This window comes from Rickettsiales endosymbiont of Peranema trichophorum (assembly GCF_004210275.1).
GTDB lineage: Bacteria > Pseudomonadota > Alphaproteobacteria > Rickettsiales > Midichloriaceae > RICK02.
Genome location: NZ_SCFA01000118.1, coordinates 17,849 through 31,904 on the forward strand (window position 1 = coordinate 17,849; position 14,056 = coordinate 31,904).

The 14,056-nt window shown below is 39.3% G+C and carries 4 protein-coding genes; 3 read left to right on the forward strand and 1 reads right to left on the reverse strand.

The window, feature by feature from the left end:
- Positions 1–181: 181 nt before the first annotated feature.
- The 3 genes from EDM53_RS05800 to EDM53_RS05810 all read left to right on the forward strand — a co-directional run bounded on the left by EDM53_RS05800 (position 182) and on the right by EDM53_RS05810 (position 9,991).
- Positions 182–769, forward strand: coding sequence for a LolA family protein (locus tag EDM53_RS05800; protein ID WP_207215501.1), 588 nt, complete (start codon positions 182–184; stop codon positions 767–769).
- Between the two features lie 251 nt (positions 770–1,020).
- Positions 1,021–3,630 (forward strand): hypothetical protein, encoded by a 2,610-nt coding sequence (locus tag EDM53_RS05805; protein WP_130122708.1) that lies wholly within the window; start codon positions 1,021–1,023, stop codon positions 3,628–3,630.
- Positions 3,614–9,991: a hypothetical protein gene (locus EDM53_RS05810; protein ID WP_130122709.1), complete on the forward strand. Its 6,378-nt coding sequence runs from the start codon at positions 3,614–3,616 to the stop codon at positions 9,989–9,991. The genes EDM53_RS05805 and EDM53_RS05810 overlap by 17 nt, the downstream gene beginning before the upstream one ends.
- A 176-nt stretch (positions 9,992–10,167) precedes the next feature.
- Here the strand turns inward: EDM53_RS05810 and EDM53_RS05815 are convergent, their stop codons facing one another.
- On the reverse strand, positions 10,168–13,740 hold the full coding sequence (locus EDM53_RS05815) for a hypothetical protein (RefSeq protein WP_130122710.1): 3,573 nt from the start codon (positions 13,738–13,740) through the stop codon (positions 10,168–10,170).
- Between the last annotated feature and the right edge of the window lie 316 nt (positions 13,741–14,056).

The following is a 14,056-nucleotide window of genomic DNA, read 5'->3' on the forward strand; positions in this document are numbered from 1 at the left end:
TATCGGCACAATTTCTGCATTTTTGGCCAATTAGAATGTCAAGACGCATGTAAAAAGTTGGGTGGTACAAAAGTCTTGCCAACTAAATGCAGATCAAATATAACCAATCGATCGTTTGTTTTTTTTATCAAATATACTCATGTATTTGAAATTATTGCTCTTGGCTCTATCTTTGTGTTGGTTGCCTTTGAATATTCGTGCTGCTGAGGATTCAGAATATGAGAAGATAGTCAGATACTGGAACGGTATCAGTTCCTTTCAGGCGCAATTTGAGCAGTACGGCTCTGATGGCGTAGTGAGAAATGGTAACATTTATATGGTGAAGTCGGGAGCTAAAGTGAAATTGGAGTACTTGAGTCCCAACAAAATGCTGGTAGTCAGTAGAAACAAAAAGGTGATGTACTATAACGAAGATTTGGATGAGATATCGTACGTGTCTTTGGAATCTTCTCCAATTGATATTTTAGCCGCTACAATTGTTGGCTCCTCTAAGGAAGTTCAAGTAGACAGCTATGTGAAAGAAGAGGGCTACTCAAAGTTGAGAGTAAAAGCGTTGAAATACGTCAATACATCAAACTCACAGTCCCATAGCTCTGAAGCTACGTTGGTTTTTAAAAACACACCGCTCGCATTGGTAAAGATCGAGGTGGTAGACCAAGATGGCAATAAAGTAGAAGTGTGGTTCAGCGATGTTAGTGTAAACCACAGCATAGATAATGCTGTATTTAGCTTTAAAAATCCCAAGTTTTTCAGAGATAGACGCGATTAAACCAGTGTTTTGTACAGAAGCATGTTATCCATGTAGTCCATAAAAGCATAGGGAATGTGTACAAAAGATGTTTGGTGAGGGATATGTCTGATTTATGCGTATGTTTCTAGAAAGAATGGATTTGAGACGAACCATGATTTCCAATAAAGTCATAATATTATGTGAAATCATAACTTAATATTATGTTATTTGAGTATATTTTGGCTTAATGGTACTGTCTCTGTCATTAATACATACACATTAGACAGTATATGGAGACAACACGCACGCTGACTGAAAGCCTTTTACTTGCAAAGCAAAGATACCAACCATACCTCAATCTTGTGAACACCGTGTACAAGGTGGGGGATTTGTTGGCTGATGAGCACTTTGAGACATATAAGTCAATGGAGCTCAAGTCTCTATACTTTCAAGTAGATAGGTTAATGCTGAATGAAGAACTGGGGATTGGACTGCAGAGATTGACTGATATTGGACTCAAGGAAGTGCTGATTTTTTGTGGCGGAGAAGAGTCAAAGCTGAATGTGTTGCAACTTAACGACTTTTTAAGCGACTATAAAATACGGATTAACTTCAAGATTGTACAGCTGTCTAAGGAGGAATTTGCAGAAATTAGACAAGACTCGATTGGTAAGAAGGATCTGCTTGGTTTTACGAAGATGACTAATCACAGCATCTCATATAAAGATGGCTTTAGGGTTTCTCTGCTAAATGATGAAAGAAGCGACGAGTTGATATTAAACAACAGCAAAGCTTATAGGGAGGCAAGTTTCTCAAAAAATACGTTTGTAGTAGAGGAGCCTGATTATATAAGCGCTCCAAGCGATACGAATGCAGAAAAGCGTATCAAAGCTATTACATTAGAATCGGACCAATCTCAAGTTGCTCAAGGGTTAGAAATTGAGGTAAGCAAAAACATAGATGCAAGTATTAAAGTTGATGAGACCATAGAGCAAGAAAATGAAATTGATGTGGGCATGGAGCAGTCAGAGCACAAGCTCTCAGAATGGAATGCGAGATCAGAAGCTGCAAGACTTGTGTTGACTATGTTTCGCGAAGAATACTTGATGATGGACATGGAGCAATCACAAGATTCCGAAGACAGTATCGAAGAGCGAGTACGCAAAATTTTTAGTAGTGACTCACGTATTAAATACATAACTACAAATGCATTAAGACTGGTCGTCAAATATCCATTTCTATTTAGGGATGGCATCGACACAGGCAACATGCCAATTGGTTTAGCATTTAAGGGCGACACTATATTTGCATCAGATCAAAGGGTTAGCCTAAATAATGATTTTACAGTCCAACTGGAACAAATGCGACCTATCATTACCAATCCATTGCTGTATTCTTGGCTTAATTTTGCAACAAAAGGCAGCATTTCTCTAAATGATCTTTATGGAACCGACATTGCACCAAATGTAAAACATCATACTATGCACCCAGCAATAGACCGGTTCTTATCTAGTAAGGGCGTGGATGACTTAATGATGGATCTGCCATACAACCAGGTGTTCAGCCGTTACGATTTAGACGAGATATCAAATGAGCCTGTGTGGACAAACCCAAAGTTTTGGAGTGTTATAGAACATGGTAATATTACGGTGCATCGGGAGCAATGGCTGCCAAAAAACCTAGTATTTTACGATCCATCGGAGTCTGACAAACAACGGCTTCAAGAAATTCAAAGTAACCTGGAGCAAAGGGGTATACTGGGAATATTCCAGGATATTGTTCGATTTGGAAGAGACGAAGATGACATGATAGATGGAAGCTTTCTTTTGGAAGAAAAAGCCTCCATGTTCTTTAAGAAATTATTTAAAGAAATATTGCCAATTTCAGATACACAAAAGATTAATTTCTTTAGAGCAGTGTTAAGTGGTCAGAAGTTCTCACGGTTTGCTAGTATAGATAATATCTTTGAAGCACTTGATGGCTGCTACAAAAGATTGAAAGAACTGTTGATCAAGGAAAACATAGACTTTTCAAGTCAGCTTGAAGAGCAATTCGTATCGGCGCTTAAACAACAAACCGATGGCGCCAGTAATTTCAAGGCCCTTTTGAAACGTACTGTATCGATCATGGAACTTTCGATCGAGAATGGAGGGAACTTAAAGGAGCAAATACACTATTTAGTGGTGGATAGCTTAGTGGAGGATAGCCATACTACCTCTCATCGTTCATACCTTCGCGCAAAGAAATTAAAGCTTAATGTGATACATGAACCCACTCTATTATGCCAGAAGGCTGCAGTAAATGAGTTGTCTGTTACACACTTAGTAAAGATGATCAGTACTCCAAATGTACATAATGTACCCTTATGTACAGCTTTGGCATATGTGTCATCGTTGCAACCACATCAAAGAGCTAGTATTGATAGCTATAGCAAGTTTTTAAAAGACATGGACGAAGAAATTAACGGTTGCTATAGTGACGTCTGTTTATCCGCACCAGGTGTTGTCAAAGATTCTTATAACTTCGAGGGCATTATCTCCTTGGATAAGTATGGTCAGATACAGCATTTAAAAGCAGTAGAGTACATATCACTTGAGGTTATTCCATATAGCTATCATATCAAATATCAGGCAATTCCTCACGACCATGACTTTCGGACCAGATATGGCGGGCCCTACATAATCCTTAATGACAATGATTACGCTGTATATAAGTATGTGCAGATAGTACCCAAGGCTAATATAACGCTTCCAGCTGTTTTAGATGAAAGGATCAGGGAATGGTCTGCAAACGGTAAAGTGGATAATTTCATTAAGCTGACAGCTAGTGAGGTTGCTGGTACATATTTTGCAGGCTTTGTGACAGGCTGGGCACTTCAATTCTGTGAATCAGCTCATTAAGTCAGCAGGGGGCAATCTCAGTGTGCTAGAGCAAAGCATTCAAGATATGCCAAAGGAGGTGATCAAAAATCCTCTTTTCGTGCGTGTAGCAATACAAGGCAGTGATGCAAATCTCGTTACAAATTTTACAAGCACACAGGCTTTAGAAAATATGAAGCTGTTTATACTTAATATGATTGCTTCAAGCGGTAAATATTACGAAAGAGCCTATCCAACTCAAGAATTTGATCAGTTTATTTCGTTATTTAATGTACTGTTTTCAAAAGTAAAGACATACGAAGAAATACAGATCAACGAGTATTACTACGAATCGAAAAAAGACTATAACAAGGATGTACTGAACGTAGTCCTTAAGAAAAGTAACCCTTTCGATGTTAAAGGGACAGAGATAGAAGCCAAAGAAAAGAAACATAAAGCGATGATCGATACATTTATTGATCTATTTAAACAAAATGGGGAGTTTAATTTTGCTCAGGTAGTGTCGCTTGGTCTTGCCACGATTTATGGGGGAGATGCTGTGGGCAATTCTGTTGTTGCCGAAGCAAAGGTGTTGCTCAAGTACAACCATGAATTTACACAGCTTTTGAGAATCTTGTTATCTAGTGCTAGTTCTACTTCTCATGGTGAAGACTTTGAGGAGCTAAATGCGAGAGTACAAGTGCTGATACGTAATATTCATTATCTATCAACGCAAATCAACAAGGATGGGAGCAGTTGCTCTGTGCATGAGGTTATCACACAAAGCGGTCAGCACCCTGAGAATTTGGTGTTTTTTGCGATGACGCTTGCTCATCAGAGCAGTGTCAGTGGAGAGGAGCTTGACGAACTGGTCAAGGTGGTATCGACACTGCCTAAGCATTTGAAGGGTAATTTATTAAATAGTGTGAGGGATGCAAAGCTACCTTTTGGGAATGCGACAATCATCTCGGAGAACAGCTTTCCTACACTAACGGTGTCTGATTTGGAGAATTATGAAAAGCTGAATGACACAATAGCATTCTTAGATACGTTCAAAGCCTCATATGCTTATGAAACGAGATTTAACGATATCGATATAATCAACAAGGCCCATAATTTTCAAATTGATGTGAGCTCTCTAGAGAGCAAATACGGCATACAATTTCCTGATAATTTGAAAAACAAGCATTTTATAGACTTTAAGAAGGCGATTGTACAAAGCGATGCTTCAATAGAGCACATTGTATTTGAAGGTGTGAATGAAAAGTCATCAGCATTGGCATTTGATGTGGTATCTCTGATTGTTGAAAGCAGCATGCATAGAGAGCATGGATGGCAGACGCAAGCAAGGAAAATCGCGACCTTGTTATTTAATTTGAAGAAATCGTTACGAGATCAACTGAACGATGTTGACCATAACAACAAAAATATAGCCTCGCTGCTCAATACACTAAGCAGTGTAGAGGAAAGGACATCCTTGCTAGATGGTTTATCGGAACGAGGGTTAAGTGGAGATGAAGCTCTAGGGAAGGTTCTAGGCTTTTTGCAAGACATACAAAGTACTCAAGGTGAAGTATTGACTGCTAAAGGTTATGGCGTGCATGATCTTTTGAAGAGTGCTTCACAAGAGTTTATTCATGAGCACTTCAATTTGTGGCGAGTGTCTACGAAGTTCTTTTTGAAGTTTGATAGCAGTGTCAGTTTAAGTTCATTATATCAGTTCGTTGAGAAGATTGCTAAGGTTGACGATGACGGGAGGGGAGCGGAGAAAGTAATCGATTTCTGTATCAGGAATAACGAATATTCTGCTATGAAGATTTTGTCGTACATAAATCACAAGGTAGACAACGCAAAAGATATCATTGAGTTGCTTGTGTCACAAAAGGTGGAAGACTTGAAGCAACTAACGGAAAATTCATCGTTAGATTTAGAGAAGTTGTTAAAGATGAGTGATATGTCAAAGGTACAGGTTGTGATTGACATATCCACTAAGTTTCACACTGAATTAAGCAAAGTGGAGTATGATAAGATTCTGAAAGCGATCGTACGTTACGATTCGTACTATGCGAAACAACTCAAGTCGTACTTATTGGGTCCTAAGTTAAAGGAGTTAACGAAACAAGAACAATTGAAGCTAGTGTTGGACAACATAGATGATTTAGACAAATCACAAGTTCTTTATTCGAAATATAATGTTGAGAGGTTTAACTACGATAAAAGTCGTGTAATTTCTAAGATTACAGAAATAAAGCATAAGAATGGAGGTGTGCATGAAGATGGTGAGCTTTTAGTTGTTGAACAGAGCGAATTATATAGATGCTTTGTATCGACACTGGAAAGGGCCGTATCATATAAGGACATGAACATAAATGAATTGCATGACAAATCTGTAGAGTTGAAGCATGCAAGGATGCTGCTTAAGGAGGGTACGGTAGCGGAGGTGAGGGATACAGAGCTGGAATTTCTTGCTGTATCTATTGAGATGATGTACAGGGAGGTCGGCAAATTTCCAAGGGATACACAGATATTATCGGTGTTAAATAGCATTATTCATGATGGTCACCTTATACAAGAGATTGCAACAGGTCAGGGTAAAAGCATTATTACAGCACTGCATGCAGCGTACCTATGGTTTAGCGGTTACACAGTTGATGTAGTGACGTCAAGTAGAGAACTGGCTGCTAGGGATTTGAATGAATTTGCTTCATACTATACCAGTCTTGGAATTCGTCATTCAAAGGATATAATTTTATCTGATTCTAGTGTGGACGCCTATCAAAAGGGTGGTGTTAACTACGCTACTGCTTCAGATCTTGCGCTATTTAGAGCGGACAGAGAGTTTTACAGTAGCAAGAGGGACTTATCCTTAAATGCAGATGTGAGCCTAGTGTGCGATGAGATTGATGCGACGCTGACTTCGGCAGTTAACTATAAGCTTGCATTACCTTCGCTTAACACAAATCAGGAGGAAACAAGGGCCTTGTTTGGTCATATCATAGATTTTGCGGAGACGGGTGTTTTTCAAAATACAAACATTTCGAGGCAAGACGACGTCAAGAACCTTGAGATGTACCTGCATTATCAGTTTCAATTGTATGATTCTTCGTATGTTTATCCGCTAAGTGCAGTACAACTGAATGACTTGAAGCTAAGCTCGGAGGCAAGAGCGAAGAAGTTATATGGGCTACATAGTGCATTGCAGAAGTGCGGCAAGACTGGTTCTGGCATCTTTGATGACCTGCTGGATGGTGTAGTTGCGGTGAAACAACTAAGGGAAGGCATTGAATACGTAGTGTTAAGAGAGGAACTTGATAAGAAGGAAGGTCTGATGGTGGCTACGCCAATTATCAATGATCAAGCGAGTAGGGGTACTGTTTTTGGGAATGGTGTGCAAGCATTTTTACATCTTTTGATTGAAAAGGCGCATCCTGAATTAAGTTTTAGGTTTGATATTGCAGCGCCCACGTCGACTATTTTTAACGTTAGTCCAAAGAACTTCTTTGAGTACTACAAGATGAGTGGAGGGAGAATAGTAGGACTGACTGGAACAGCTGGTGGAAGACAGGAAGTTGAGGAGTTTCGTGTGACGAATAAGCTGCTTAGCTATTCCATGCCGCGCTTTGAGGAGGATCAGAAAAAGATAGTGGAGATTGAGGTATCAAGTGCAAGCAAGCAACTTGAGATGCTATCGGATATTCTGGATGGGATCAATGGGACTAGACCTGTGATAATTTTTTGTGACGACACAAGAGCTGCGGAACAGCTGTTTGACACATTAGTAGAAACAAAGGCAACGTTTAGCGTACAGTTGTCGGCGTCGTCGTATCGAGACACTGGTAGTGTGGAAGAGGTTGTTCAGCAGGCTGGAACAAGTGGGTATGTGACGATCACAACACCTATGCTAGGTAGAGGCACAGATTTTTTCACAAGTAACGTTGAGGGTTTTGTGGCGATTAATTTGTGTGTAGACCTTACGCATAGTACCTTGACGCAGATTTATGGAAGGGTAGGGAGGAACGGCCAAAAAGGAGAGGTAATATCGCTATTTAATCAGGCGGAATATGTATCTAGCATTGCTGAGCATATGGAAAACCTGTCTGCTATTCAAAAAGCTGGTAGAAGTCAATCTCAGCCTGTGACAGATGTTTTGAAGTACTTTAACGTATACAACCAGGATCATCCTCTAAGTGCTATTGCTTGTAACGTTTTTATTACAAAAGTCTGGAAATTGTTGAATAAGGAGAATCAGCTTTTGGGGATGGAGGAGAGGAAATCTTCTTTACAATTGAGACAAGAGTTAGTGAAGGCGGTGAAGCTGAAATATCCCCATATTACTGAAAATCTAGAAGAGTATCTGGCGAGGGTTGATTCGGGTGTTCCGGAGAGGATTGGTACCAAGAAACAGGATGTGGTAAACTTTGTTGATATTGTGAAATATCTTGATGTTAAGTATCCAGTTTCGTCAAGCTCGCAAGGGATGAATGCGCTGTTGATTGAGAAAGCAGTGGTGGAAAGATGTAATGTTAGTGCACTATATAACGTACCATTCTTTGAGGAGAGAAAGCCTATGGGTGGTGTAGAGTATGTTATACAAACGAAAAGTGTGGCTGGTACAAAATCATATTCAGAAGAGCAACTATTGAAGATATGGAATAGTCCATATTATCTTGATAGGGTGTTAGGCAGTGCAAGATCAGAGTCTTTGAGCAGTATGGCAATACCTGAATATACTGGGACGATATATCATGGCTACTACAACAACTTCTATCATGCTAATATGGCCGTGTTGTACACTCACGTTTTTGCGATACCCAGTGCGAAGTTTGGAATGGTAAAGGAATGTGATTACAGATTAAGCTTGAGCACACCGGTCATTGATAGCATGTCTTCAAATCAGGTATGGTTGTACCTAAACGAGGACAAGAAGTTGTTTTGCCAAATTGGTGGTACGGATTCCTTTGAGGTTAAAACTGATGGTACAACTTTTGTAGGTACAATACTGCAAAAGCTGAAGGATAGGATATTGTCCCATCATTTAACAAGTGGAGCGCTAAAACTTCACGACATAGAAAAAATGGCGATTAGTGAATTATTATTAAGTCAACGTCTGATCGCCGGTGATATACTTAATGGAGAGGGTGCTAGAGGCAACCTCATGTTAAATGAATTTAAATCATCATTTGAAAGCTACAGAGATTTTGTCAAAAGTGAGGAAGTGAATAAAATAGGTGATATCTTGGAGCATTTTCATTCTGTAGTGGATATAGATACGGATAAACTAGAACATGGAAAATACCAAGCTATTGATATTCTGACGAAATTTGACACAACCGCATCACATGCAGAATCCATATTAACTGACGGGGTATCGCTGTTTTGGATCAACAGAGGAGGAGGAAGTGGCACAGAACCAGGAATTAAAATATTTAGAATTGTGAAGGATATAAAAGAGGTTAAAGATGTTTTGAATGTACTGAAGATAGCCCACTCCCAGGTAGACACAAGGAAGATGATATGGAATCTTTTAAGCACAGATGATGGAGTTCCTGAATATGTGACCATAGATATGGAGGCGCAAATAATCGGTAACTGTGGTTGGGTACAGGTTAAGAGCATGTTATTAGCTGTATCTGTGGCTATCAGGATGGGCACCTTATATGCGTTACCTGATGTTACAAGTGCAGAATGGCAAAAAGCTGTAAAAGATGGGAACGATATTTATAAGGATTTTGTAGCTTACGATAGAATCAAAAAGCTAGAATTTGTCATGTTCTCCATTGATGAGAAGTTTAAGGCACAATTCTTGACAAATGAGGATAAGTTGAGCATTGATGAACGAAGACCAATACTAAATAAACCTACATCCCAGGAACTAGTGGAGGGACTGAGTAGAAAGCTAGAGCGCACTTTTAACGAATACAGGGATACGATTTACGAAAAGCAAGCATACAGTATTATGCAGGCTATGCAGTTCAAAAGTGTAATGTATTCGAAAATGGGAACGGTGTTACAGTGGTGTCATGACTATGATGAGGGAAAAGTTGGTAGCTTGTTGTCGTCTTATGGTCATAAGAACAGCTTTGAAGTGCTAAACAAGATCTATGAATTGATAGTTGGTAAAGCGCCGGATGATAGTGCTGCAGTGAACTCGCTGTTTTGTCAGACAACACAACATATAGTTGATAGCGATTACTACATCTATGATCTTGATAAGCTTCTTAAAACAGTGGAAGGAATCACAACAGAGTGTCTGTCTGGGAAGATTGTCAATGGCCCATGTGTGAGGGATAAGCTAGAGATGCTGATCTACCCAGATGCGGACAATGGAGGTGAATGTGTTGCAAGCTCTGGTTGTGAATTGACAAGTCAGGAAGTTCCAGAACAGTCTGTAGCAAGTAACTAGACGCATCACAACCACCTAATTGATGAAGTCGAGATACTCCCCTTTTATCAAAGATTGTGATGTACATATGTTCTACAAATATGCCATATCAACCTATAAATCGGGATAGAGTATTTCTCACTCCTCTTTACAATCCTGATAACAGCTAAATTTTGTTGCAAAACCAGTAATCTTGTCTAACGCATTCTACTACTTGACACATTTGCTACCGTATTTTCAATACGCTGTAGTGCGTTTGATACAGACTGATTCACACCACTGTCCCTACAAACACCACTCAATCTCCTAGTACCTATACTAGATACGACTCTTTCAGTATGTCTACCAATAATACTAGCGTCCATATCCCTCAGTCCTTCTCTAGAGACCTTCAAATATAGCGATGATATCGATTCCTTTATTTTACCTCGCTCCTCTACATTCAAAGAGCTAATCTCTGGAACCATATATGAAAAACATATAAACATGTTCCTGCAAAAATCATCCCTACCTAACAGCTTACCGTCATTACCTGTCATCGACTTCCTCAATATCTCGACACTATCCTGGCTCCACATACTTAGCTTTGATAACTCACATGGAGAGCACAACCTTGTCAAACCATATGGAGTACATGCCTTATATGATTCTGTAAGCAATGATACCTGAGCTATGCTCATACCACCTAAAGCTTTCCCCATACCCTCAATCTTTTGACCTGCTTCAGATAGCCGCTTGCATAATTCACCCAATTCTGCTGGCCATACTCCTGATTTATATAACCCTACTGCATCCTCTGATATAAATTCATTAGCTACTACCTCCGATAAATTTTGGTTCAGTAGCACATACGTAAAATTTCCAAAAATCTCTTGATCCATCTGATACAACTCTCTTACAGATTTAGATTGTAGAATCGTGCTCAGGCCCTGCAACCTATTTGGATCTATACCTTGCAATTCTTCTGGAAATATTCTTAACTTGTATAACTCCATAACGTCCTTGCTTACGTCTACCAATTCTTCTGGAAACATTCCTAATTTGTACAATTCCATAGCATCCTTTGATATCAATTCATCCAATTTTGCCATCGATAAATGTCGTTTTGCTAATATATCCACAAATTTGTCAAAAACCTTTTTATCCATCTGATATAACTCTCTTACAGATTCAGATTGTAGAATCGTGCTCATGTCTTGAAATCTATTTCGGTCTACGTCTGTTAATTGTCCGGGCGAGACCCCTAGTTTGTACAACTCTATAGCGTCCTTTGATAGAAGGGTTTCACGCACTTCCTCCGCTAAGTGGTTTGCCCTATATACCAGTTTTTTAAACTCTTCAAAGCTCTCCGGGCATTTTGCACGCAACTCCCTTACAGGTTCAGAGATCAGTAGCTTCATCAGATCTGGTTGTACAACAACAAGTTCCTTTAGCTTTACTCCTAATTTGTATGACTCTATTGCGTCGCTTGATAGAAGTATTTTAGCTTGTTCTTGCGATAGAATCTGTGCCCCACGCAGCACTTTTTTGAATTCTTCAAAGCTCTCTGGCCATTTTACACGCAACTCCATTATGTGCTCAGAGAGCATAAGCTTTATCAAATCTGGTCCTATACCTACAAGTTCCTTTGGCTTCATTCCTAATTTGTATAACTCTATTGCATCCCTTGATACAAGGGCTTCACGCACTTCCTCCGCTAAGTCGTTTGGCCCATATACCAGTTTTTTAAACTCTTCAAAGCTCTCCGGGCATTTTACACGCAACTCCCTTACAGGTTCAGAGATCAGTAGCTTCATCAGATCTGGTTGTACAACAACAAGTTCATTTAGCTTCACTCCTAATTTGTATGACTCTATTGCGTCGCTTGATAGAAGTATTTCAACTCGTTCTTGCGATAGAATCTGTGCCCCACGCAGCACTTTTTTGAATTCTTCAAAGCTCTCTGGCCATTTTACACGCAACTCCTTTATATGCTCAGAGAGCATAAGCTTCATCAAATCTGGTCCTATACCTACAAGTTCCTTTGGCTTCATTCCTAATTTGTATAACTCTATTGCATCCTTTGATACAAGGGCTTCACATGCTCTGCTCGATAAGCCTTGAGCCAGTATTGTATCCTTAAGTCCTTCCCTCACAGTCTTAGATGTCAGGAGGTTGATTTGATCATGTTCTAGACCTATGAGTGCTTGTGGCAATACCCCTAATTTGTACAACTCTATTGCATCACTTGACGTCAATGCTTCAAATATCTCTTTACCAATAACATCAACAATCTCTTTCAGTGCAGATTCTACTCTTCCTACATCATCCTCTTTCAAAGCATCCTTCACTTTCCTTAAAATGTCTGGGTCATATTCTGCTATATATTGTAACGCCTCAAACTTTAGTAAGGGATGTGAGTACCACACCCCCTTATCACCTTTCATACTGCCTATCAACAGTCTGTCTTCAAGTGACACCATCCTCAGACCGTTCGCTTCCCTAATTAATCCTTTGACTAATCCATCCACTGTCATCGCTTCTATTATCGATGCTTCTAACATATCGTTCAATGTACATCCTTTATCACCACTTCTTTCAATCAAATCTATTGCACCTGTAATTTCACCCATCACCTCTTCCTTCTTCTCTTTCTGCATACTGCTAAATCCAGGAATCAAGGCATCTACTGTGCTCAAATGATCTGGATGCTCAGAATCATATAAAACCTCCATTTTGTTTCTACTTTCTTCTGCATCCATTTCTTCAAATTTAGGCACTAATGAATACAGCAATCTTCTTCCAAGTTCGGCTCCAATATGCAACTTTATCGGTTCTAATCTGTCCTTACCTACCAAGCTTTCTAACGTGCCCTTCGGTTCGTGTAACCACCTGTAAATCTCATTGCAATTCCTCACTTCCTGAGGTATCGACATCTCTAATATCTCTCTTGACCTTCCCGTCATTCTGTTTGTAAACTCATATGCAATACTTTGACCTCGTTTCTTGCTCTTGAAAAAGTCCAAAATTGTATCTCTTTCTTGTTGACTGAAACTCTCTGGTCTCCTTGCAAGACTATCCCATACTGGACTAACAAAGGCTACATCCTGACCATACTTTGCTATCACGTTGTGTATTGCTGCGCGATTGTGCACTTCATAAGCTTGAGCTACCACCAATCCTAATTCACGTACTACTTGATGCTTACCAAGCAGCTCTGCAGACCATATCTTTAATAACTCTAATCTTATCTGGTAAGATTGACCTAAAAACGTACTAGATTTGCACATTGATAAAAAATCAGCAGCAACAGACAGCTTATTTGCTATACCCGGTCCACATTCCATATTATTTGATACATCTGATAAAACATTTCTAGCAAAATTCGAAACCATTTTATCATTTCTTAAAGTCTCATCTTGATCTAATGTACTTAAATATGAGGCAAGCTGAATAAAAGCTATTGTGGCCTGACGTAATGTACCCTGACTACCAACCAAAAGGTTCTGAATAGTACCTGTATGGTTAGAAAATAGGTCCACCACCTTAATTCCAGTACCATCCTCACTTACATTCCATCTATATTTTTTGATAATACTATCTATTACGCCTATAGCTTGTTGCGCCCTATTTTGAAGAGCTGGGACAGTAGTGAGAGATGTACTAATCTCTTCCTTTTCTTGTCTAGACAAGCTTAATGTCTCGGTGTCTATAGGAGGTACAGTAAACAATTGTTCATCAACTTCTGGGTGAAAGTCACCTAATAACTCTGCTCTGACATCCCTCGGCATTTTTTGACTTTATTGATTAGAATTACCTATATATCCTAACATAATATCTAAATATGATAAGTTATAATCAAAAAAAACAATATTGGCCAATGATGCCTACAAAGTTTCTAACGCATTATGCTAATTGATATATTTGCTTCCAACTTCCCGATGTATCCCGAGGCTAAAAGAGACCTCTGGATTATTGAGTTATGTGAATAGAAGTATTATGGTATGAAGGATGAAGTAAGCAAGAGAGGGTATAATGAGTTTTTTAAAGATTGAAGCAGAACATAGGATTCAGGGAAGTAAGGTGATGCGACTATGCGGTCTGATA